This is a genomic window from Yersinia aldovae ATCC 35236 (assembly GCF_000173735.1).
Lineage (GTDB): Bacteria > Pseudomonadota > Gammaproteobacteria > Enterobacterales > Enterobacteriaceae > Yersinia > Yersinia aldovae.
The window spans coordinates 78823-101830 of sequence record NZ_ACCB01000007.1 but is presented as its reverse complement, the minus strand read 5'-3'; the positions used below and the strand labels follow the sequence as shown (position 1 = coordinate 101830).

Sequence of the window (23008 nt, the reverse complement as noted above, 5' to 3'; positions counted from 1 at the left end):
CAACAGGTTGATTAGGAATCTACTGATGGTATAACCACTTCAGGATAAAATTCCGCTGCAACATCCGGATGAGAGCGCAAGCGCCCTTTGAGGTAGTTCAGCCCAACATCGCGGAACAGCGGATTATCAAGGTCGCTCGCCGCGCCACGGGCCGCAGCCGCCAGTTCTGCCGTTAACGGGTACAATGGCACCACCGCATCTAAACGCGCACCGAGGAAGAATGCGATGGATAAGCGGTCAGTCCCCGCCGGTGGGGTTTCAACCCGATGCACCGTTGCGCGCAAATACCCATTACTGGCCAGCTCCAACAATTCACCAATATTGACCACAAAAGTACCGTCCTGCGGAACGGCATCAATCCACTGCCCCTCTTCCACTTCAACCTGTAAACCACGCTGCTTGTCTTGCAGTAAAAAACTGAGAAAACCTGAATCTTTGTGCGCGCCAACGCCCTGCCCGCTTTGTGTGGTTTCGCGCCCCGGATAACGAATCAGCTTGATATGTTCATTAGGTTTATCGCCATATAACTCATCAAAGGCGTTTTCATCCAGACTCAGCGCTTGAGCAAAAGCACGCAGTAGGCGTAAAGCCATCGCAGTCATTTCAAGCTGCCATTGCAATAATGCGGGTTTTAATTCAGGCAGTGCCTCAGGCCATTGATTCGGGCCTTGCAACCGCGCCCAAGTTGGCGTATCCGCCGTTTGTGGTAATGGATGCCTCTCGGCACCGATATCGAACTGTTCACGCCAATCTGGTTGGCCGCGCGTTAATTCGGAAGCGGCACGGTTGTAACCGCGAAAATGTGGAGAATGGAGCATCGCTACCGACTGTTTTTCCTCATCGGGTAGCGCAAAGAACTGCCGTGCTAGCGTTTGTATCTGTTGTAACAGTGTCGAGTCGATACCGTGGCCGGTAAGATAAAAAAAGCCGATATCCCGTGCGGCATCACGTAATGCGAGCAGAAATGCCTGACGTTCAGCATCACTGCCATTGAGTTGGGAAAGGTCTAATCGCGGTAACTGATTAATCGGTGCGGGGTTAGCCGCGAATGGCTTGCTTGATATTTGGTGAGTCATTTTTCACTCCAGAATTTTCAGTTGGTTTTTTTTCTCGCTCAGAACCAATGAAAACTGGACAACCATACAAACGGATAATTAGCATAATCAACTCCTGAGCTATGGGGTGAAAGCAGAGCGACGACAACCCCATTACAGCGTGGGTTGTTAAGCGCGTTATCGAGCAGATACTTAACAATCTATATCCAAACGATATAAATAATTAACACCCAAAGAGCACCCGTCACCAATATCAATCCGTTCTATGTTATTTCTTTCATCATTGACAACCACCGCAAACCAATCATTATCAGTGATAATAAATACAACCATCATCACTCTGTCTTATTTCGTGGCTAATCTGAACCCCTTTCATGTTTGACCTGAAAGTATTAGGTTAATGATTGATGCCCTTTATTCTGTCGGGGAATGTACTATGTTCGGCAAATGCATAACGCAGTTTTACCTTAGTCGTCTGGCTTACCAGGAGGGTCTTAATGGATTTGGCCCTATTTGATTTAGATGAAACGCTGATCAGCGACGATTGCTCGGGTTTATGGATGCGTTGGCTGGTTGATGAAGGGTATGCCCCGATCGAGCTGGCGGAACAAGAACAGCGTTTAATGAAGCAGTATTATCGCGGACAACTGTCAATGTCTTGCTATATGGAGTCGACACTATCGCCTCTGGCGGGGAGAGACACGACAGAAGTCGCAGCGTGGGTTGAGCGCTTTATCGAGCGTGATATTCTGCCGCGAATCTATCCGCAAGCCAGAAAGCAACTGGCCTGGCACCGTAAGCGCGGTGATTATATTGTGATCATTTCAGCCTCAGGCGAGCATCTGGTCACCCCGATTGCCAGGCATTTGGCTGCCAATACCGCGTTATCCATTGGTGTCACCGTAAAAGATAACCGTTATACCGGCCAGATCTATGGCACGCTGACCTACCGGGAAGGCAAAGTTGAGCGACTGAAACAGTGGCTATCCGCCTCGCCTCAGTTAGCCTTTCAGCACACCTACGGTTACAGTGATTCCATCAATGATAGGCCTTTACTGGAATACGTTGATCACGCGGTGGTAATCAACCCCGGCACTGAATTAGTGGATTTAGCTATTTTGCAAGACTGGGACATCTATCATTGGCAACAAAAATAGATAGCCCTAATTTCTAATAAATAGAGAGGCTTACATGTTGACTGTTTGGGGTCGTAATAATTCGACTAATGTCAAAAAAGTGCTTTGGTGTCTGGAAGAGCTGGAAATGGCTTATCAGCGAATTGATGCTGGCGGTCAATACGGGCAGTTAAATGAACCGCATTATCGCGCCTTAAATCCAAACGGCCTGATCCCCTGCCTGCAAGATGACGATTTTATTTTGTGGGAATCCAACACTATCGTGCGTTATCTGGCGGCACAATATGGCCAAAATACGCTTTTTCAGGCAGATATACAGCAACGTGCCGGTGCTGAAAAGTGGATGGATTGGGTGACATCAAGTGTCACCGAGCCATTTAAAACAGTGTTTATTGGCTTGGTACGAACCCCGTCAGAGCAGCAGGATAAAACAAAAATCGCGCAGGGCATTGTGCAGTTAAATCGCTTAATGACCATTGCGGATGAGGCGTTAGCCAGCCAGGCTTATCTTTCCGGCGATAAATTTGGTATTGGCGATATTCCGCCAGGCTGCCTGGCCTATGCCTGGTTTAACCTGCCAATAGAACGCCCACACCTGCCACACTTACAACGCTGGTATCACAATTTGAGCCAAAGAGTGGCATTCCAGAAAGTCATTGATATTGGATTGAGTTAATTAAATAGGGGTGAGCAAACGCAGCTAACCCCTGAAGCTTCAAGTACAAACCCTATTCCCAAGGTCATTGAAATCGCAGCTAACAACCTTGTAGCGTCAAGTACAAACCTACCCCCAACGTCATTGGGGTCACAGGTAGGCAGCAAGTGAGCACATCCCGATGAACTTACTCAAGTAAGTGATTCGGGTAAGTGAGTGCAGCTAACATCCCTGTGACTTCAAGGACGAAGGGGATTAGAAATCGTAGCTGGCACCGACCATATAACGACGCCCATCCAGAACTTTGTCGTTAACGTCGATATCCACACGTTTGTCTAACACGTTATATACCCCTCCCATCAAGCGAACTTCTTTCGTCAGTTGATAGTTCGCACCTAAATCGACAAAAGTATAAGACGGTGTACTCGCGCCCATACTGGTGCGACTGAGGTACTCCGAGGTTTTACCGCGATAGTTGGCGCGTATCCAGGTAGCCAGCTCTTCACTTGCCTGCCAGTTTACTGTGCCATTTATCATGTGTTTAGGCATCTGATTCAGTGGCTGGCCGGCAAACTGCCCACTCTTCTGTTCAGATTCAGTAAAGGTATAGTTAGAGGTCAGTGACCAGTCTTTATTAATTTCCCAGCCAAAGGTCGCCTCGACACCACGGGTAATGGCTTTATCGACATTAGTGCGATCACTGATAAATCGGTAAGAGGTGCCATTAATCATACATTGGCCGGAGGCATTACCGGTGGTATCAGTACAACGACGTACTTCAGTGATTTTATCTTTGAAATCAGTATTAAACAGTGTCACACCGGCATTCAGCCCTTCCTGGTCATCCCAAAGGATACCGATCTCCTCGCTGAGACTTCTTTCTGGTTTCAGGTTGGCATTACCGATAATGATGGCCGGGTCACCTCTTCCCCCACCGGTGATTTGCCCCCAGTTTTCCGTGGCCTGACGCAAATCAGGTGAACGATAACCACCGGACACCCCACCTTTTAACGTCCATTGCTCCGCTAAATGCCAAACACCGTATAGCCGTGGCGTCCAGTGCGTACCATAGTTTTCATCTTGATCCATACGGATGCCGCCGGTCAGGGCGAAATCGTTGGTCATCTGCCATTCGTCTTCAGCAAATAGCGCCCAGCTCCAGCGCGTCAGCTTGGTGAGGTCACTGGCTGAGGCTAACTGATTACCTTGGTCATTCAGCTCTTCATAACGATATTGTCCACCCAAACTGAGGGTATGGTTATCCAGCAAGAAAGAAGTTTGCGTATTGAAAATATTGTCGACACTTTTCATTTCACGCGAGGGATTGCGGGTTTCGTCGCGCTGAACATAACTGGTTGAATTACCAAAATCATAATAACCGTGGTGGGTTATCGCATAATTATTACGATCATATTGCACATCACTGCCAGTACGGTTTGGTGCCACTGAACGCCCGGCTGTTGAATTTCTATCTTGCACATAATGGCCAATATCGAAATCAAATTCGTTTTTATCATCCGGTGTCAGAGTAAAGGTTGCCGCACCATTTCTCAGACGCTGTTCATTATAACCATCGACAATTTTGTCTTCGCTACGATGAGAAAGCAGACCGCTGACTTTTAATCCCAATAAACCATCAATTAATGGACCGGAAGCGTAAGCATTGGTCTGGAATATATCGCCGGAATTTGAATCTTCCTGCAAAGTCGCATCCGCACGCACGGTTCCATGCCACAATTTACCCACTTTGCGGGTAATAACGTTAATTACGCCACCCATGGCATCCGAGCCATATAACGAGGACATCGGGCCGCGCACCACTTCGATGCGTTCTATGGCGGCAAGCGGTGGCAGCCAGCCCTGTTCAATGCCGGAGCCGTCGCTGTTCGGGCGAGTGCCACGGGTATCAATCCGTTTGCCATCCACTAGAATCAAGGTGTATTTCGCTGACATACCGCGAATACTGATATCGCTGTGGCTGCCACCGCCGGTAACCACTACGCCGGGCACATCTTTTAGTGCGTCAGTAATATCGGTATAGGCTTTATTCTCGATTTGCTCGCGAGTAACCACGGAAATAGAGGCGGCGGAATCTTGAATTCGCTGCTGGAAGCCCGATGCGGTGACAACCATAGTATCGGTTGACGTGGTGTTTTTTGTTTCAGTAATATTGGTGTCAGCGGCATAAGCCTGAGATGAGATAATTGCAGCGATGACCCAAGTCGCTGAGTTTGTTTTCCTAAATACCTGATTAACCTTAACCATTACACGTTCTCCGTGAGGTGTAAATTTATTCATAACCCTTTGTGCAGCCGATTTTTGCTTGCAGCAATACCGCCTGTCGGGCAGGTGAAAAATTATTATTTATAAATATCGGCAATAGCTCACTACAGCAGAAATATCGCCTCCGGCGCATCCTGCTTTATTATTATTTTATAAAACCTGCTACTTCTAAAAATATATGCCTTACGTTACATCGCTGATATGACACACAGTAAAATAAGGCATTTAAAAAATTCAGATCGACGGTTCTGTAACCAGCCCATCAATTAAAACTTGAGGTGTCCCTTGTGAGCAGTGCTCAATACGCCCTTTGACACCATAGACTTTGGCCAGACTATGCGGCGTAATCACCTCTTCCGGCAAACCGTTGGCAATCAACGCGCCATTTTGCAACATCAGCACATGGTCGCCATGCCGTAGCGCAATATTGATATCGTGAACCACCACCACCGTAATAATGTTGCGTTTGCGGGTTTCCTGACGCACCAAATCCATTACGTGAAACTGATAATTCAGATCCAGCGCACTGAGGGGCTCGTCCAGCAGTAACAGTGACGGCTGGCGGATCAAAGACTGCGCTAACCCTACCAGTTGCTTCTGCCCGCCAGAGAGCTGGTCCAGATAACGCAGCGCCAGATGCGCAATGCCCAATTGTTCCAACAACGCCATCACTTCCGCTTCACTGCTGGCATTACTGCGCCCGCCCGATGCACGCTGTGCCACAATTATCGACTCCAGCACATGCAGATGTACACCAGCAGGAAGTGATTGTGGCAAATACACCACTTTTTCTGCCCGCTGAGCAAATGGCATCAACATCAGATCACGATCATCCAACCACAATTGCCCTTGCGCGCGGTTTAACCCCGCCAGCGAACGCAACAATGTTGATTTGCCGCTGCCATTCGGCCCAAGTAGCACCGTGATTTTGCCACTAGGCAGCAACGGCACGTGTAAATTCTGAATCACCGGGTGTTTTGGGTAGCCTGCATTAAAATTTTCAATACGTAAGCCTGGAATCATACATTCCCCCGATGGCGCAAAATAATGCTCAGGAAGAATGGCACTCCCACCAGCGAGGTGACGATCCCGACCGGGATAATGATACCGGGAATCAGGTTTTTTGAGGCAATCGAGGCCATAGACAGCACCAACGCGCCAATCAGCGCACTGGCTGGCAGGTAGAAACGGTGGTCTTCGCCAAAAATCATGCGAGCAATATGAGGTGCGACCAGCCCGATAAAACCAATAGGCCCGACAAATGCAACTGCCAGCGCCGATAACATACTGATGCGCAGTAATGTGCCGAGGCGCAAACGGCGCACATCGATACCAAAACTTATCGCACGATCTTCACCAAGACGCAGCGCGGTCAGCTTCCACGAACTCATCATCGACAAGGGTAACATCAGCGCAAAGATGGCCAACATGATGCCCAGCTTGGTCCAGGATGCTCGCGCCAGACTGCCCATCGTCCAGAACACCAAGCCTTGTAACGTGTCTTCACTGGCGATGAATTGCATCATGGAAACCAGCGCATTAAAGGTAAACACCAAAGCAATACCGAACAGCACCACGCCAGAGGTGGCAACCCGCGTCCAGCGAGTGATACCGTCCAGCATCAATGCGGCAAACAAAGCAAAAATGAACGCATTAACCGAGATAAACCATTGGTCTGGCACCCCCGGAATACCTATCCCTGACACAATCGCCAGTGCCGCGCCAAAGGCCGCCGCAGAAGAGACACCAAGTGTAAACGGACTGGCCAGTGGGTTATTCAAGATGGTCTGCATCTCTGCCCCAGCCAGCCCGAGTGATAAACCAATTACCACGGCCATCAGCGCATAGGGTAAACGAATATCCCAAACGATAACCCGGGTGCCGGCATCTGCGCTGACCGGATCAATTAACGTCTGCCACAGCGACGATAACGTTAAACCGGAAGGCCCCATAGTGAAATCCAGCAGCAAGCAGCCAAAGATTGCCAGAATCAATACCCCTAGAATTAACAGGCGGTGGCGCACGATATTTTTATAACGTCCCATGACACTCGCGTCCATTGGCTGCGGAGTGTTGGTCATAGGTTCAGTGGTTATGCTCATTTCTTTGTTACCTGATACCTGTTCATCGCTTACGACGGCGCATGATTGCGGTTTAAAACTCACTATTTCCCGGCTTCAATCCAATAAGTGCCACTGGGTTCCACCGCAAGGAATTGCGCATACAAATCATCCATCGTTTTCTTGGGGTCAAGAGATGCAAATTGTTCTGGATAGAACCATTTGGCAAAGCTTTGAATAGCTAACAGGTTATATGGCGAATTGTAATAATTATGCCAAATCGCATAACTACGGCCATCTTTGACCGCACTGAGGGTATTGATCCCTTTACGATTGAGAATTTTTTGCAGTGAAGCTTGCGCCTGTTCTGGTGTAACTTGCGCGCCCAATGCCACTCCCGGAGCCTTGCTGTCAGGCGCTTTGCCGCCGCTGGCAATATAGATATCGGGATTCGCTGCCAGTACCTTTTCCAGATTGACGGTGCCTAACGCCCCCGGCAGTAGATTTTTAGCCATATTATTGCCACCGGCCTGATCGATAAAATCGCCCATATTGCCTTTTCCAGCGCTACCGCAGCACTCTTCCGATGACCCAGCGTGTAATTCAATAAAGACACTCGGCTGGTTATTTTTCGGGATTTTACTTGTAATATCAGTTACCTGACGAACCTGTTCCTGATAAAACTTGATGTAGTTTTCAGCTTGCTGCTCGCGATGCAGCACTTTACCCAGCACGCGCATACTTGGCAGGGTATTTTTTAGTGGCGAGGTACGAAAATCGACGAACACTACCGGGACACCCGCTTTTTCAAGTTGATTGACCAACTCGCTATTTTTACCGGGGCCATGACCTGATAAACCGAAGATGGCGATATCCAGATTTAGCGTCAAAACCTTTTCCGGGCTAATACTGTCGGCAGTCGTGTTACCAATCAATGGGATATTATCAATCTGCGGGAACTTAGCTTGATAGATTGCGTAGGTTTGCGTATCCAGCTTGCGAAAATCACCCTGCCAGCCAACAATGCGGTCAAACGGCTTTTTACCTTCGAGTAAGGAAACAGCATAAAATAAACGCCCTTCTCCCAGTAAAATTCGATCAACTTTTGCCGGAATCTCGACTGAACGGCCAGCCATGTCAGTGACCGTCACCGCCGAAGCACTAAACCCCGCCATCAAGGTGCTGACGAATAAGGCGCTAATACTTAGCCATTTCGCCATTTTCCCTGACACCATTGCCCGTAACTTAATTGTCCGTAACACAAGTTGCACACCAAACCCCTTATCTTTCTATATAAGATGGTGCTAACAATAAAGCAAATGATAATACTTATCAATAAGATTGCTATAAGTGATTGGATGTAAATCTATGTAAAAGCTTATTTTATAATATTATTTAAACAGTAGGGCTAAATCCGCCCCATTCTCAGATCAATAATGAACAAGATTTAGCGAAATTATTCGCGCATAGCTGCTCAAAAAACCACCAATTCGATAACGTAAAAAAGGGCGATGGCATTATCGCCCTTCTATCACTATAAGGTTACGTTGGCTACGACATCACTTTAGTCAGGAATCTGTACCGACTTTTTCGGTTCCAGGTCATCTTCACTGTCATCACGCCATTTTGGGAATTCCATATCTTTATATTTGATAACCTTAGTGCCACGAGTCAATTTGAAGCCGAACCAAATGATCAGGAACAATGGAATACCAATATAAGTTGCCGTCACACCATACCAATCAATCCTGTCTTGCAGGAAAGCCTGATAGTTCTGCCCCAAGGTAATGATCAAACACAATACAAAGGCAAAAATCGGCCCCACAGGGAAGAAACCAGACTGATAAGGTAAATCATTCAGATCACGGCCCTGCATCATGTAGCCACGGCGGAAACGGTAATGGCTGATGGCAATCCCCAACCAGGCGATAAAGCCGGTCATACCGGAGGTGTTCAGCAACCACAGATAGACGGTTTGGTTACCGAACATTGAACTGAGGAAACACAAACCCGCCACCACGGTGGTCGCATACAATGCATTACGCGGTACGCCACCCTTCGATAACTTAGCGAAAATACGTGGCGCTTTACCTTCGGACGCCAAAGTAAACAGCATCCGCGTGGAGGCATACATGCCTGAGTTACCCGCTGACAATACTGCGGTCAGAATAACCGCATTCATCACTGCCGCCGCAGATAACAGACCGGCATTCTGGAACACCAGCGTGAACGGGCTAACACTGATATCCTTAACGTCATTGCGTAACAGACTTGGGTCGGTATACGGAATAATCAGGCTGATAATCAGAATGGCGAAGATATAGAACAGCAGAATACGCCAGAAGACCTTGCGCACCGCGCGCGGAATATTTTTGCCCGGATCTTTTGATTCCCCGGCAGCAATACCAATAAGCTCGGTGCCCTGGAAAGAGAAGCCGACAATCATCGCCACGCCTATCATGGCGGAGAAGCCCCCGCGAACGGCGCATCACCGATAGTCCAGTTGTGCCAACCTGCGGTTTCACCGCCTTTCATGATACCGCTTATCATCATCACACCCACAATGATAAAGATAATCACCGTAGTCACTTTGATCAGTGAGAACCAATATTCCGCTTCACCAAAACCTTTTACTGAAATGTAGTTCAGCAAGAACATCAGGGCGAGGAACAGCGCACTCCAGATCCAGCCGGGGGCATCCGGGAACCAGTAATTCATTACCAGTTGTGCGGCGACCAGGTCAACGGCAATGGTTACTGCCCAGTTGTACCAGTAGTTCCAGCCGAGGGCGAAGCCGAAGCCTTCCTCAACATATTTGGAACCGTAGGTTGAAAATGAACCGGATACCGGCATAAAGGCCGCCAGCTCACCGAGGCTGGTCATCAGGAAGTAGACCATCAGGCCAATCAATGCATAGGAGAGCAATGCGCCCCCCGGGCCTGCTTGTGATACCGTCGCACCGGAGGCGACAAACAAACCGGTACCAATAGAGCCACCGATGGCAATCATGGCTAAATGCCGCGACTTAAGCTCACGGCGCAAACGCTGTGCGCCCTGCTGCACTGGGATTTTAGTATTCTGCTGAGTCATTCTTACCCTAATCCACCCTTAAAAAAATAAGGCGGGATTGTAACAAATCCCACCGTCCCGGATAGTAACAATGCGCTGATATAAGATACCTTCATGATCCCGACGTAATTATTAGCAAAAACGCCCTATGATCAGCCAAAGCGCAGGGAGGCTAGAGATTCTTCCCGCCATAGCGCACAACGCGGGTATAAAACACCAAAAACAGGAACATCCTCAAGCCTAATACGCTTTTGCTGACACCGCTTAGACCTCTTCCTGACAATAGCTGAGAAAACGCTGCAACGCATTGGAGATGTGCTTTTGTCGGTGATGAATCAGATATAGCGTGCGGGTAAGCGGCGGCATGGGGATTTGTAACTCAATCAATTCACCGCTGGCAAGTTGATCGGCAATGACTCTGCGCGACAAGCAACTGATGCCCATCCCATAGCGCACCGCCCGTTTAATGGCCTCAGAGTTACCCAATTCCATCACCAGTTTGAAATGCGGCAGTTGTGTCAGCAGCAGGTGATCTAACACTTCGCGGGTACCGGAACCACGCTCACGCAGAATCCAGTCAGCACCCGCCAGGTCTGTCAGCGTTAGCGCTTTATGGCACAAAGCACTATCAGGGGCGGCAAACACCACCAATTCATCACGCAGCCAGGCTTGGGTGACTAATTCGGGCATATGGCATGGCCCTTCAATCAAGCCCAGGTCGCCACGAAAATCGGCAACGGCTTCAATCACATCCTGACTGTTGCCGATATTCAGCTCCAGTGGCGTGCCGGGGAAATCATGTCGGTATTTGGCAATCATACCCGGCAGCATGTAATTGCCAATCGTGCTACTGGCCGCAATGCGCAGCGCGCCCAAATCCTGTTGAAAAAGTTGTTCTATCTCAATGGTCTGCTCAAGGAGCGCCAGCGCTTTGGGGTACAGCAGCCGCCCATGTTCATTAGTGACCAGACGCTTACCGACTCTATCAAAAAGTTGCACCCCCAATTGCCCTTCCAAATCTGCCAACGCAGCGCTGACTGCCGATTGTGAAAGCGCAAGCACAACCGAGGCTTGGGTCGTAGAGCCACTTTTCAGTACCTCAGTAAAGACTTCAAGTTGACGCAAGGTTATGTGCATAACGGTCTCTATAGTAAAAAATGGAGGACGCTATCATCACTCTGTTCGTCAGTTAGCGAAGGAATGAGCTGACTTATTAGTAGTGAATACAGTGACTGACGAACGAAATGTATAGCTTTACTGACATAAGACTAACACCTTTGAACAAAATCGGGAGGTTATTGGTATGGGAAATTAAGACGTAATAAGGCATCCATCAGTGAATCCAATTACCACTTATATCGATTAATTATAAATATATAATGAATTTATCTATTAGATTAAATGCCGTTAAACTGGACCTAATCTTTACCGGACACAGGAACACATCACATGGCGACTTATCATACAAAAGAACTGCCCCGCCCACAGCAGTTTACTCTGACCCGCTATATTCCGGGCCTGGCGTTAGCTGGCGTGATAACCGGGTTAGCGCTCAAAGTGGGTGACATGCCGTGGTTTATCGATATGGGGTTGGGAGCACTGACGCTGGCGATCATCTTCGGTATTGTCGTTGGTAACACCCTGTATCCGTGGGTAAAACCAGCCTGTTCCGATGGTGTGGTATTGGCTAAACAGCATTTGTTGCGTTTGGGGATCATTTTGTACGGTTTCCGCCTGACCTTCCAGCAAGTGGCGGATGTGGGAGCCACCGGGATGATTATCGACGTACTGACACTCGGTTCTACCTTTATGCTGGCGTGCTGGCTGGGCAAACGGGTGTTTGGCCTCGACCAGCAAACGGTGATGTTAATTGGTGCTGGTAGCAGTATTTGTGGAGCCGCTGCTATTATGGCCACCGAACCGGTGCTGAAAGCCGATGCCAGCAAAGTGGCCGTCGCCGTCGCAACAGTGGTGATTTTCGGGACATTGGCGATTTTTGTTTATCCGTGGCTGTATCAGCTCAACCTGCATTACCAGTGGTTGCCATTTAGTGAAGAAACCTTCGGTATTTTCGCCGGTTCCACTATTCATGAAGTGGCGCAGGTAGTTGCGGCCGGGCATACCATTGGCCCTGACGCCGAGAATGCCGCCGTTATCACCAAAATGATCAGAGTCATGATGCTGGCACCGTTCTTGCTGTTGCTTTCCGCGTATCTGGGCCGCAGCAGCATGAAAACCAGCGGTCAAAAACATGAGAAAAGTGCCATCACTATTCCGTGGTTTGCGGTGATATTTATTCTGATGGCCGGTTTTAACTCACTAAATCTACTGCCGGCCGCATGGGTCAACCACCTGATTATGCTGGATACTATTTTGTTAGCAATGGCAATGGCGGCGCTGGGGTTAACCACCCACATCGGTTCTATCCGCCAGGCGGGGGTAAAACCACTGTTACTGGCACTGATCCTGTTCATCTGGTTGCTGGTTGGCGGAACCGGTATCAACTTATTGGTGCAGCATATTGCGGCGTAAAGTCGATATCTAACATGGCTAATTATTACTTAAGGGTCGCCACTGCGGCCCTTTTCTTTTCCCGCAGTTTATACTCTAAATAATTCGAGTTGCAGGAAGGCGGCAAGTGAGTGAACCCCGATGAGTTGACGCCAATCATTGATTCGGGTGAGTGAAAGCAGCCAACGCACATGCAGCTTGAAGTATGACAAGTTTATCCCATTCAATCGCGCCGCTATCAGTGCCATAATGGCCGGGATATCAAAGGAGAATGGAATGAAATTTGTCGGTGCACATGTCAGCGCAGCAGGTGGAGTTGATCAGGCTGTGATTCGGGCGCACGAACTTGAGGCCACAGCCTTTGCCCTGTTTACCAAGAATCAACGCCAATGGCGTGCCGCGCCATTGGCGCAAGACGTGATCGAAAAGTTTAAGCAAGCTTGTGAACAATATGGTTATACCTCCGCCCAGATCCTGCCTCACGATAGTTATCTGATTAACCTCGGCCATCCGGTTACTGACGCGCTGGAGAAATCCCGCGAAGCCTTTCTTGATGAGATAATCCGTTGCCAGCAACTGGGGCTATCGTTACTGAATTTCCATCCCGGCAGTCATTTACTGCAAATTGATGAAGAGAAGTGTCTGGCACGCATCGCAGAATCGATCAATATCGCGCTGGATGCCAGTGAAGGAGTGACCGCTGTCATTGAAAATACTGCCGGTCAAGGCAGCAACCTCGGTTTTAAGTTTGAACATCTGGCCGCTATCATTGCGGGCGTGGAAGATAAAAGCCGCGTCGGTGTCTGCATTGATACCTGCCATGCTTTCGCCGCTGGTTATGATTTGCGCACTGAAGAGGATTGTGAGCATACCTTCAAGCAGCTCGGTGATATTGTCGGTTTCCAGTATTTGCGCGGTATGCATCTGAATGATGCCAAAAGTGAATTCAACAGCCGTGTCGATCGCCACCACAGTCTCGGTGAAGGTAATATCGGCAAAACCGTGTTCAGCTATATTATGCGCGATCCGCGTTTCGATAATATTCCGCTGATTCTGGAAACAGTCAATCCAGATATCTGGGCCGAAGAGATAGCCTGGCTGAAGTCGCAAGCCGAATAAGCATAAAAAAAACCGGCACTTAGAGGCCGGTTTTTCTTATTCACTGCGCTATCTGATTAACTGTACGTTCTCACTTATTACGCGGCTTTAGCCACGACCGCATCAGGGCGTTTCAGCATCGCGTACAGGCCACCGGCCAGAACAGTACCGGCAATAATTGCCACCAGATACAACAGCACCGGATGAATTGCCCCTGGGATTAACAGCACAAACAGCCCACCGTGTGGTGCCATCAGTTGCGCGCCAAAGGCCATCGACAGAGCACCGGTTAATGCACCACCGGCGATACAGCACGGCAAGACACGCATTGGGTCACGGGCAGCAAATGGAATCGCCCCTTCAGTAATAAAGCACAAGCCCAGAACCAGCGCCGCTTTGCCCCCTTCCTGCTCGCCTTTGCCGAACTTATGACGCGCCAACAGAGTTGCCAGGCCCATTGCCAGCGGCGGAACCATCCCCGCCGCCATAATAGCCGCCATCGGGGCATAAACTGACGAACTCAACAGCGCCACCCCAAAAGCGTAAGCCGCTTTGTTCACCGGCCCCCCCATATCGGTACACATCATCGCACCGAGGATGGCACCCAGCAGTACCGCGTTCGCTGTACCCATTGATTGCAGCCAGTTAGTCAGGCCAGTCATGATTTGCGCCACCGGTGTACCGACCACATAAATCATCACTAAACCGACGATTAAGCTGGCCACCAGCGGGATAATCAGTATCGGCTTAAGTGCTTCCATACTCTGCGGCAAACGCAGCTTGGTGCTGATCGCTTTGGCGACATAACCGGCCAGGAAACCGGCGATAATCCCACCAAGGAAGCCCGCACCGGTACTCACCGCTAACATACCGCCAATCAAACCCGGCGTCAGGCCCGGACGGTCAGCGATGGAGAAAGCGATAAAACCGGCCAACACCGGCACCATTAGGGCGAAGGCAGAACCGCCACCAATTTGCATCAAGGCCGCAGCCAGTGTGCCTTTGACTTCAAATGCTTTAATCCCGAACACAAAAGAAAGCGCAATACACAAACCACCGGCAACCACCATTGGCAACATGTAAGACACACCGGTCAGCAGGTGACGATAAGGGCCACCGGTTTCAGTTTTTTTCGTGCCGGTGCTGCTGCCAGTTTTTGGCTGATAAACTTCAGCTTCCACCAGTGCTTTATCCAGCTCTTGTACGGTCTTCTTCAGCGCCAGGCCGGTAGTAGTACGATACATCGGCTTGCCAGCGAATTTGTCCAAATCCACTTCAATATCAGCCGCCACAATCACTAAATCTGCCGCAGCCACTTCTTCTGGCGTGATAGCATTGCCCGCGCCAACGGAGCCGCGCGTTTCAACTTTTACCCACCACCCACGTTTTTTCGCTTCACTTTCAATGGCTTCAGCCGCCATAAAGGTGTGAGCCACACCTGTCGGACACGCAGTAATCGCCACAATACGTTTCGGGCCGGCCGCCGGTGTTACCGTCGCAGCCGGAACCGCCGCCTGATAAGGTTTAGCCTGTGCTATCGCCTGAGCGAGGAAGCCTTCAGGGTCACGCACCGCTTTTTCCACATCACCGATATAAAGATTCTTACCGTTCAACGCACTGTCGGCAGGGGCGGATTGCCCGGCGACAATCACCAGCTCTGCATCGGCTGCATTCTCAACCCAGCTCAGTCCCGCTTTTGCCGCCGCAGCACCCAGCATCAGTGTCGCGAGGTGGCCTCTGGCCTGCCCGAGCGAACTGTCTATTATTAGTAGCGTTTTCATTTCGCCTCCGGAGATTAATTAAAGGGTTTCAAATCAACTTTCGCCATCATGGCTGCCAATTGCGGGCGATCCGTAATACCGACATTGCTCTGGCTGACGGCCAGAGCAGCAACGGCTGTTGCCAAACGCAGCGTGTGTTCGCTGGACTCACGCATCAACAAACCATAAATCAAGCCACCCACCATTGAGTCACCCGCGCCCACCGTGCTTACCACTTCACAGGCGGGCGGTTTGGCGAGCCAGGCTCCGGAGGCATTGACCCACAGCGCCCCTTCAGCTCCGAGAGAAATCACCACATGGGCAATCCCCTGATCCCGCAAGGCATGTGCCGCTTCCACCACATCACCCAGTTCGGGTAACGGACGACCCGCCCAGATCTCCAATTCACGGCGATTGGGTTTAACCAACCACGGCGAGGCTTTCAAGCCCGCAACCAAGGCTTCACGGCTACTGTCGAAAATGATGCATGGGCATTGGCTACGCAGACGCTTCATCCAGTCGGTGAAATCATCAGGATTGACGCCCGATGGCAAGCTGCCACTGACTGCAACCATATCGAATTGCCCCAACCAGCTTAGGGAATCATTGACGAAACGATCCCAGTCGGGTTTGGTGACGTCAAAGCCGGAGAAGTTAAAGTCGGTGACTTCCCCCTCTTTTTCGGTCAATTTGACGTTAATGCGGGTACGGCCCGGCACCACCTGAAAACGGTTGGCGATACCTAATTCGCTGAAAAGCAGTTGGAAGCCATCTTGATTATCTTTACCAAGGAAACCGCCGACAGTGACATCAATCCCTAAGTCTTTCAGCACCTTAGCAACATTAATGCCTTTACCCGCAGCGTGCAGACCGGCAGTTTTCACCAGATTCACTTCACCACGTTCAATCTCAGGACAAAACCCCACCAGATCGTAAGCCGGGTTCAGCGTGATAGTTGCGACTCTTCTGCTCATGCTGCCCCCTCGCCCAAACCGGCAGCAATTGCTACACCAATCGCATCCAATGCGGCCTGTGCATCTTCACCGCTGGCGGTAAAGCGCAGGCGATTGCCTTTTTTAACCCCTAAAGCCACAACTTTCATCAGACTACGTCCATTAGCGGGTTTACCGGTGCCGTCCAGATTGGTTACGGTGATTTCACTGGTAAACTGTTTGATTGTATTGACTAAAACCGTCCCTGGGCGCGCATGTAACCCGTGCTCGTTGCGAATCGCAAACTCAGCGCTTAATACTTCATTTTGTTCAACATATTCGCAGGTCAGCAGCGCTAGCAGTGCGGCAGCATCGGCGTTCAGCAAGGCGTCAGCTTTTTTCGCCAATAGCAAGTCGCTGAGATAGTTCAGCACCGAGAGCGGCTGATCATCAGCTACAGATAATGTCAGCAACAGGGCAACTTTCTCCCCGTTATGTTCAAAAGCGCTTGCCGGGCGGCTGACCGTCGCAGCACTGACCAAATTACCTTCGGTGCTGTCACTCAGCCAGATCCCCTGCCCTAAGTTCAGCGGTTGGCGAGTAATCACATCGCTAACAAAACGGGCATCTACAGCGCCTGTTTGTTGTAAGCGGCCCGCATTCAGTGCTTGCAGCGTGATCAGATTGTCAGCAGCAACATCCAGGGCGATAAGTGAAGTGTCGAAATGGAACTCAGCGGACTTTTGCTCGCCCATCAGTAAACTGCGTAGCTCTTCAGCTGACGTGGTTTTTGCCAACTGCGCAGCAACCGCGTCGTCACTTAATACGTGTGTCAGTTGGCGCAGTAATGCCAGGTGCTCGTCAGAACGTGCGGCAATACCGATAACGATATAAGCAGTTTGACCTTCGCCCCAGGCTATCCCCTGCGGGAATTGGAAAACCTGAACGCCCGTGTTCAGCACCAAGTCGCGGGTATCAGTGGTACCATGTGGGATGGCGATGCCGTTGCCCAGGTAAGTGGACGTCTGTTGCTCACGCGCCAACATGCCATCGACATAAGCTGCGGCCACACAACCGGCTTGGGTCAAAGCCGCCGCCACTTGGGTGATAGCGTCATTTTTGCTGTCTGCCTGTGCAGCCAGATGGATATCTTGCGTAGATAACTGGAACATATATCTCCTCTCTTGCTGAATTGAATCGTTTCAGCTCTTATGAGAAAAAAGAGCGTTACCCTTTATCATGTAGTGACGAGATAACGCTGAAACGTTTCAATTAGTGTGTTTCTGACTCAAAACTTATGCAAGTTTTCTGCTTTTATTCTTGATGGATCTTTGAGGTTCCGCACATTTTTATGCTAAACAGGCTTTCGTCAGCCGCCAAAAACGTGATTAGCTGATAGTTGCTGACACATATTTAACAGGAGTCAAACGATGTCTGTCGTGGTCGGGGTTGGAGTCATTATTGTTAATTCGCAAGGTGATATATTACTGGGTAAGCGCTGCGGTCAACATGCGCCTTATTGGTCAATTCCCGGTGGTCATCTGGATGCCGGAGAGTCTTTTGAACACGCAGCCCTGCGTGAGGTTTTTGAGGAAACAGGCTTAATTATCAATCAAGTAGAGGTTGTCGGGCTGTGCAATAATATCGCCACCTGGCGCGAAGAAGGCAAACATACGGTATCAGTTTGTATGTTGACCCAACACCCCGGAGGGCAGCCAGAGCTGAAAGAGCCGGATAAATGTCAGCAATGGCTGTGGTGTCATCCGCGTGATTTACCTGAACCCCATTTTGAAGCCAGCCGCCACGCAATTGATTTATGGCTAAATCAGCAGTTTTACTTCCCCTACGACTAAAAAATAGCGTTATATAACCAAGCATATAACCAGGAAAAATCAGTTGGTTATATGTGCTATCTCACAAAAATTTATCCATTCATCGCATTTATATTCAGCAATTTGAACTAATATTGCTAAATAACCCTATAGAGTTAGTCATCAACAGAAAACCTCCCTACAATAGACCCACTTATTTTATGGGAAATACTTATCGCTGATAGATAAGGCTCTGTTGGCAGATTATCTGGCATTTTATACAGTCGTGCATTTGATTCGTCCGTTTTACCAATAATTATTATATATCTTATGTGGGTGCAATTATGAGCAAAAAACAAACTGGCTTCGTGAAAAGACGCCGGTGGGGATGGTTATGGATTCTGCTGATCGGCATTATTATCGGTGCCGCGCTCCTCGCAGGAACTGCCACTGTCTTCCATAAAACCAGCGATACTGCGTTCTGCGTTTCCTGTCACACCATGCAACAACCGCTTGCTGAATACCAGGGCAGCGTCCACTTCCAAAACAGTAAAGGTATCCGCGCTGAATGTGCTGACTGCCATGTTCCTCATGAGCCATTAGATTATCTATGGACCAAAATCCGGGCAGTGAAAGATATCTACGGCGAAATGGCCGGCACTATCAATACACCAGAAAAATATGAAGCGCATAAACTGGCAATGGCCCAATCGGTCTGGAAGACACTGAAAGAGAACGACTCAGCCACCTGCCGCTCGTGCCACAGCTTTGATGCGATGGATATCACCGCGCAAAGTGCTGAGGCCCGAATTCAGCATCCGGTGGCGATTAAAAAAGGTGAAACCTGTATCGATTGCCATAAAGGTGTCGCTCATATTCTGCCGGACATGAGTGAAGTGACTCAGGCCGGTGCTACTGAATTGGCCACCGCTGCGGCACAAACGCCAGCCACTGCCACCACCTTATATACCATCGCCACTGAGCCGTTCTTTATGAATGCCGGTGACAGCCATAACGCCGGTAATCTGATGCCATCGACCGAAGTGGAAGTGGTGAAACAGCAAGGTGACCAAGTGTTGGTGGATGTGAAAGGCTGGCAGCAAGATGGCGTGGCAGAAGTGTTCTATGCCGCCCAAGGGAAACGTATCCTCAGTGTGTTACTGGGCGAAGAAGCACAAAAAGCACTGAAAACATTAAATACCCAAACTGACCCGGAAACTAATTTGGTTTGGCATCAGGTGGCGCTTCAGGTGTGGTTACCGAAGAAACAACTGGTTAATGATCAACAGAAAATCTGGCGCTATGCCGCTGATATGATGTCTGCCAACTGTACCGGTTGCCACGGTTTGACCGCATTGGATCGCTTTAATGCAAACCAATGGATTGGAGTAATCAAAGGCATGGCACCACGTACCTCCCTGACTCAGGAACAGTTACGCGTGATGACACAATATGTCCAAAAACATGCCAGTGATATGCCGGCCAAGCTGTAAATAAGAGGCGAAAATGACTAAATTCGAACAACAACCGTTACAAATGAGCCGCCGTCGCTTCTTAATGGGCACCAGCGCGCTGGCAGCCCTGCCGTTAGTGGCTGGCTTGTGGCCGAAATCTGCACTGGCTCAAGCCATCAGCCAGGCATTACCGCAGTTTCTGGCATTACGTCAGGCACAGAAAGGTATCCTGACCGGCGCACATTGGGGTGCGTTTGAAGCCATCGTCGAAAATGGCCGCATGATAGGTGTGCAGCCAGTAAAAGATGATCCGTGGCCCAATGATCTGATCACTATGGCTCCCTATCAGGTACATGCGGAGAACCGTATTAAATACCCGATGGTACGAAAAAGCTGGTTGGAAGGCGGCCCCGGCAGCCATACCGAACTACGTGGCCGCGATGAATGGGTGCGCGTCAGTTGGGACAAAGCCACAGAACTGGTGTGTAACGAGATTGTGCGCGTACAGAAAGACCACGGCCCACAAGCGCTGTATGCCGGTTCTTATGGCTGGAAAAGTGTTGGGATGCTGCACAACAGCCGCACTTTGCTGCAACGCTTAATGAACCTGAGTGGTGGGTTCCTCGGTTATGCCGGTGACTATTCAACCGGTGCAGCACAGGTGATCATGACCCACGTTATGGGGTCGATGGAGGTTTACGAGCAGCAGACTGCCTGGCCAAATGTGGTCGAAAACAGCGAGCTGGTGATTCTATGGGGTTGTAACCCGATGATCACGCTGAAAAACAGTTGGAACGTTCCGGATCACGTCGGTCAAACTGGTTTTGAAGCGCTGAAGAACAAAGGCACCAAAGTCATTAGCATTGACCCGGTTCATAATGACAGTGCTAAATTCACTAATGCTCAATGGATTGCGCCGCGCCCATATACTGACAGCGCAATGCTCATTGGGATTGCCCACACCTTATTGACAGAAAAGCTGCACAATCCGGACTTTATCAAAACCTATACCATTGGCTTCGATAAATTCCAGGCTTATCTGTTAGGGGAAACCGACGGTCAGCCTAAAACGGCAGAATGGGCGGCAGATATCAGCGGTGTCGATGCTGATATTATACGCCAACTGGCGCGCGATATGGCGAAGCAGCGCACCATGATCATGGGCGGTTGGGGTATTCAGCGTCAGCATCACGGTGAGCAGCAGCACTGGTTGCTGGTGACGGTTGCCTCTATGCTCGGCCAAATTGGTTTGCCGGGTGGCGGTTTCGGTTTCAGCTATCACTACTCATCAGGCGGTAGCCCAACGGCGAAAGGCGGTATTTTACCGGGGATTTCTGCCGGGAATGCGCCGAAGAACTCGCCATCACCGATTCCGGTGGCGCGCATTGCCGAGTGTCTGGCAAATCCGGGTAAAACCATTGATTTCAATGGCACTAAAGTGACCTATCCCGATGTCAAAATGGTCTATGTGGCGGGCGGGAATACCTTCCACCAGCATCAGGATACCAATAATCTGGTGAAAGCCTGGCAGCATCCAGAAACCATTGTGGTGAATGAGCCTTACTGGACTGCCACCGCTAAACACGCTGATATCGTGTTACCGGCCACCACCAGTTATGAGCGTAACGATCTGGAGATGGGCGGCGATTACTCGCAGCTTTATGTCTTCCCGATGCATCAATGTGTGCCGCCGCAGCATGAATCTCGCAGTGATTTTGATATTTTTGCCGCGATGGCGACCAGGCTTGGGGTCATCGATGCCTTTACCGATGGCAAAGACGAAACCCAGTGGCTGAAATCGATGTATGACGATATGAAGTCGCAGGCACGTACTGCACGCGTCGCCTTGCCGCCATTCGATATGTTCTGGGAATCGAACAACTATATCCGTTTCCCTATCCCGGAAGCGAACAAACAGTGGGTGCGTTTCGCTGATTACCGTGAGAATCCATTGCTCAACCCACTTGGTACGCCATCGGGTAAAATTGAAATCTATTCCGATACCATCGCCAAAATGGAGTATGCCGATTGTCAGGGAATTCCCACCTGGATGCCACCTCATGAATGGTATCGCGGAGCCGAAGCGAAAAAATAATCCGCTGTCGCTGAACACTGCGCACCCAATCAACCGCCTGCATTCGCAATTGGATAACACACCACTGCGCGAAAAGTACGCGGTAGCGGATCGTGAAGCGATTCTGATTAGCCCACAAGATGCCAGTGCGCGTCAGATTGTGAATGGTGATTTAGTGCGGGCATTTAATGATCGCGGACAGATTTTGGTCGGTGCCGTGGTAACGGAAGATGTGCGGCCTGGCGTGGTACGGATAAGCGAAGGGGCATGGTTTGATCCCGCCGAGCCGTCTGTACCGGGTTCAATTTGTAAGAACGGTAATATTAATTGCCTGACTTTCGATATTGGTTCGTCCAGTTTGGCGCAAGGTAACTGTGGGCAGATGGCACAGCTTGAAATTGAAAAGTACACCGGGCCGATGCTGAAAAATACCGCTCACGCAGTTCCTGCTGGGGCTTAGTCTTTAGGTTTAATAACTGAGGGCAATATTATTATCGCCCTCATATTGCTGACAAATTAAACCAAGGGGAATCGTGCCGTTGGGGTCGTAACGGCGTAAGCCGTCGGAGCGCCCCTAGGTGCGGTAAACCCTTGGCTCACCGTGCTTTCTCGCCGAGCCAGTCATCGATTAAGGCGCAGTATCCGCTTCCAGTTTAATCAAATACACCAGCGCCTTTTCGCGCGTGTCAAAACACATTTCCGGCAATGCTTGCAGGCTGGCACAGACCGCCGGGCGGGATGGAGAATGGAAAATACCACAGCGCATATTGTCATCTAAATGCAGGCAACGGGTATTGGCGGGCTTGCCGAATGGCATACCGGGGATCGGGCTGGAAATCGAAGGAGCAATACAGCAGGCACCGCAATCTGAGCGACAGTCCATCAGCAAGCTCCTGTAGGCTGGTGGAATAACAGCGGACAATAGCAACCCCCCTGATGAACTACCAGCACTATCCATGTTCAACAGCTCAATAGCAGACCCAACGCACAGCTTTATTTTTTATAACTCATCATATTTAGTTTATTTTTCAACCTAAAAAACCCATTAGTACGATATTCAATCATAACCGAACGCCGAACCAAGACTAACCACTGACCAAACTATCCACA

At 49.8% G+C, this 23008-nt stretch carries 17 protein-coding genes and 2 pseudogenes; 7 read left to right on the top strand and 12 right to left on the bottom strand.

The features are described 5' to 3' along the window. Positions 1-11 precede the first annotated feature (11 nt). Together YALDO0001_RS05250 and YALDO0001_RS22190 are read right to left on the bottom strand one after the other, a co-directional pair. A complete protein-coding gene (locus tag YALDO0001_RS05250) occupies positions 12-1076 on the bottom strand; it encodes an isopenicillin N synthase family dioxygenase (RefSeq protein ID WP_004700618.1) in 1065 nt (354 codons plus the stop codon). After that, positions 1039-1161 (bottom strand): hypothetical protein, encoded by a 123-nt coding sequence (locus YALDO0001_RS22190; protein WP_261006253.1) that lies wholly within the window; start codon positions 1159-1161, stop codon positions 1039-1041. Before YALDO0001_RS22190 ends, YALDO0001_RS05250 begins: the two co-directional genes overlap by 38 nt. 391 nt (positions 1162-1552) lie before the next feature. On the opposite strand from YALDO0001_RS22190, the gene YALDO0001_RS05245 reads away from it, so the two are divergent. Together YALDO0001_RS05245 and YALDO0001_RS05240 are read left to right on the top strand one after the other, a co-directional pair. Then, a complete protein-coding gene (locus tag YALDO0001_RS05245) occupies positions 1553-2212 on the top strand; it encodes an HAD family hydrolase (protein ID WP_004700614.1) in 660 nt (219 codons plus the stop codon). Positions 2213-2246: 34 nt separating this feature from the next. Next, positions 2247-2867 carry a glutathione S-transferase gene (locus YALDO0001_RS05240; protein ID WP_042839446.1) on the top strand — a complete coding sequence of 207 codons (621 nt, stop codon included), beginning with the start codon at positions 2247-2249 and terminating at the stop codon, positions 2865-2867. A 234-nt stretch (positions 2868-3101) separates the two neighbouring features. On the opposite strand, the gene YALDO0001_RS05235 is transcribed toward YALDO0001_RS05240, so the two are convergent. The 6 genes and pseudogenes from YALDO0001_RS05235 to yieE all read right to left on the bottom strand — a co-directional run bounded on the left by YALDO0001_RS05235 (position 3102) and on the right by yieE (position 11395). Continuing rightward, positions 3102-5111: a ligand-gated channel protein gene (locus YALDO0001_RS05235; protein ID WP_004700610.1), complete on the bottom strand. Its 2010-nt coding sequence runs from the start codon at positions 5109-5111 to the stop codon at positions 3102-3104. A 252-nt stretch (positions 5112-5363) separates the two neighbouring features. Then, positions 5364-6152: an ABC transporter ATP-binding protein gene (locus tag YALDO0001_RS05230; RefSeq protein ID WP_042839445.1), complete on the bottom strand. Its 789-nt coding sequence runs from the start codon at positions 6150-6152 to the stop codon at positions 5364-5366. Continuing rightward, a complete protein-coding gene (locus YALDO0001_RS05225; RefSeq protein ID WP_042839456.1) occupies positions 6149-7231 on the bottom strand; it encodes a FecCD family ABC transporter permease in 1083 nt (360 codons plus the stop codon). The genes YALDO0001_RS05230 and YALDO0001_RS05225 overlap by 4 nt, the downstream gene beginning before the upstream one ends. A 62-nt stretch (positions 7232-7293) precedes the next feature. Further along, positions 7294-8424 carry an ABC transporter substrate-binding protein gene (locus tag YALDO0001_RS05220; protein WP_042839455.1) on the bottom strand — a complete coding sequence of 377 codons (1131 nt, stop codon included), beginning with the start codon at positions 8422-8424 and terminating at the stop codon, positions 7294-7296. 329 nt (positions 8425-8753) lie between these two features. After that, a pseudogene (locus tag YALDO0001_RS05215) lies at positions 8754-10279 on the bottom strand (amino acid permease). Positions 10280-10522: 243 nt separating this feature from the next. Then, a complete protein-coding gene (gene yieE / locus YALDO0001_RS05210; RefSeq protein ID WP_004700602.1) occupies positions 10523-11395 on the bottom strand; it encodes a DNA-binding transcriptional regulator YeiE in 873 nt (290 codons plus the stop codon). Positions 11396-11707: 312 nt separating this feature from the next. Here yieE and YALDO0001_RS05205 point away from each other — a divergent pair, with 312 nt between their 5' ends. Further along, positions 11708-12790: a YeiH family protein gene (locus YALDO0001_RS05205; protein WP_004700600.1), complete on the top strand. Its 1083-nt coding sequence runs from the start codon at positions 11708-11710 to the stop codon at positions 12788-12790. A gap of 255 nt (positions 12791-13045) precedes the next feature. After that, positions 13046-13888: a deoxyribonuclease IV gene (gene nfo / locus YALDO0001_RS05200; RefSeq protein WP_004700596.1), complete on the top strand. Its 843-nt coding sequence runs from the start codon at positions 13046-13048 to the stop codon at positions 13886-13888. Positions 13889-13965: 77 nt separating this feature from the next. On the opposite strand, the gene fruA is transcribed toward nfo, so the two are convergent. Genes fruA through fruB form a run of 3 tightly spaced genes read right to left on the bottom strand, consistent with a single transcriptional unit; the run spans position 13966 to position 17731 of the window. Next, entirely contained in the window at positions 13966-15648 is a 1683-nt protein-coding gene (fruA, locus tag YALDO0001_RS05195) for a PTS fructose transporter subunit IIBC (protein ID WP_004700594.1), read from the bottom strand. A 14-nt stretch (positions 15649-15662) separates the two neighbouring features. Next, the gene (gene fruK, locus YALDO0001_RS05190) at positions 15663-16601 is read right to left on the bottom strand and encodes a 1-phosphofructokinase (RefSeq protein WP_042546346.1); all 939 of its coding nucleotides are present in this window, start codon (positions 16599-16601) and stop codon (positions 15663-15665) included. Continuing rightward, the gene (gene fruB, locus YALDO0001_RS05185; RefSeq protein WP_004700590.1) at positions 16598-17731 is read right to left on the bottom strand and encodes a fused PTS fructose transporter subunit IIA/HPr protein; all 1134 of its coding nucleotides are present in this window, start codon (positions 17729-17731) and stop codon (positions 16598-16600) included. Before fruB ends, fruK begins: the two co-directional genes overlap by 4 nt. Before the next feature lie 258 nt (positions 17732-17989). Between fruB and YALDO0001_RS05180 the strand changes: the two genes are divergently transcribed. The 3 genes and pseudogenes from YALDO0001_RS05180 (at position 17990) to torA (ending at position 22358) form a co-directional block, all read left to right on the top strand. Then, positions 17990-18412, top strand: coding sequence for a nucleotide triphosphate diphosphatase NUDT15 (locus tag YALDO0001_RS05180; protein WP_004700588.1), 423 nt, complete (start codon positions 17990-17992; stop codon positions 18410-18412). Between the two features lie 302 nt (positions 18413-18714). Then, positions 18715-19863: a NapC/NirT family cytochrome c gene (locus tag YALDO0001_RS05175; RefSeq protein ID WP_042839444.1), complete on the top strand. Its 1149-nt coding sequence runs from the start codon at positions 18715-18717 to the stop codon at positions 19861-19863. 13 nt (positions 19864-19876) lie between these two features. Continuing rightward, positions 19877-22358, top strand: a pseudogene (gene torA / locus YALDO0001_RS05170) (trimethylamine-N-oxide reductase TorA). A gap of 168 nt (positions 22359-22526) precedes the next feature. On the opposite strand, the gene YALDO0001_RS05165 reads toward torA, so the two are convergent. Continuing rightward, complete coding sequence (locus YALDO0001_RS05165; RefSeq protein WP_004700573.1) at positions 22527-22781, bottom strand: YkgJ family cysteine cluster protein; 255 nt, start codon at positions 22779-22781, stop codon at positions 22527-22529. Between the last annotated feature and the right edge of the window lie 227 nt (positions 22782-23008).

Bases quoted from the DNA above. Each gene is read 5' to 3' on its own strand.
- YALDO0001_RS05250 (WP_004700618.1), bottom strand. From the start codon at position 1,076: ATGACTCACCAAATATCAAGCAAGCCATTCGCGGCTAACCCCGCACCG.
- YALDO0001_RS22190 (WP_261006253.1), bottom strand. From the start codon at position 1,161: ATGCTAATTATCCGTTTGTATGGTTGTCCAGTTTTCATTGGTTCTGAG.
- YALDO0001_RS05245 (WP_004700614.1), top strand. From the start codon at position 1,553: ATGGATTTGGCCCTATTTGATTTAGATGAAACGCTGATCAGCGACGAT.
- YALDO0001_RS05240 (WP_042839446.1), top strand. From the start codon at position 2,247: ATGTTGACTGTTTGGGGTCGTAATAATTCGACTAATGTCAAAAAAGTG.
- YALDO0001_RS05235 (WP_004700610.1), bottom strand. From the start codon at position 5,111: ATGGTTAAGGTTAATCAGGTATTTAGGAAAACAAACTCAGCGACTTGG.
- YALDO0001_RS05230 (WP_042839445.1), bottom strand. From the start codon at position 6,152: ATGATTCCAGGCTTACGTATTGAAAATTTTAATGCAGGCTACCCAAAA.
- YALDO0001_RS05225 (WP_042839456.1), bottom strand. From the start codon at position 7,231: ATGAGCATAACCACTGAACCTATGACCAACACTCCGCAGCCAATGGAC.
- YALDO0001_RS05220 (WP_042839455.1), bottom strand. From the start codon at position 8,424: ATGGTGTCAGGGAAAATGGCGAAATGGCTAAGTATTAGCGCCTTATTC.
- yieE (WP_004700602.1), bottom strand. From the start codon at position 11,395: ATGCACATAACCTTGCGTCAACTTGAAGTCTTTACTGAGGTACTGAAA.
- YALDO0001_RS05205 (WP_004700600.1), top strand. From the start codon at position 11,708: ATGGCGACTTATCATACAAAAGAACTGCCCCGCCCACAGCAGTTTACT.
- nfo (WP_004700596.1), top strand. From the start codon at position 13,046: ATGAAATTTGTCGGTGCACATGTCAGCGCAGCAGGTGGAGTTGATCAG.
- fruA (WP_004700594.1), bottom strand. From the start codon at position 15,648: ATGAAAACGCTACTAATAATAGACAGTTCGCTCGGGCAGGCCAGAGGC.
- fruK (WP_042546346.1), bottom strand. From the start codon at position 16,601: ATGAGCAGAAGAGTCGCAACTATCACGCTGAACCCGGCTTACGATCTG.
- fruB (WP_004700590.1), bottom strand. From the start codon at position 17,731: ATGTTCCAGTTATCTACGCAAGATATCCATCTGGCTGCACAGGCAGAC.
- YALDO0001_RS05180 (WP_004700588.1), top strand. From the start codon at position 17,990: ATGTCTGTCGTGGTCGGGGTTGGAGTCATTATTGTTAATTCGCAAGGT.
- YALDO0001_RS05175 (WP_042839444.1), top strand. From the start codon at position 18,715: ATGAGCAAAAAACAAACTGGCTTCGTGAAAAGACGCCGGTGGGGATGG.
- YALDO0001_RS05165 (WP_004700573.1), bottom strand. From the start codon at position 22,781: ATGGACTGTCGCTCAGATTGCGGTGCCTGCTGTATTGCTCCTTCGATT.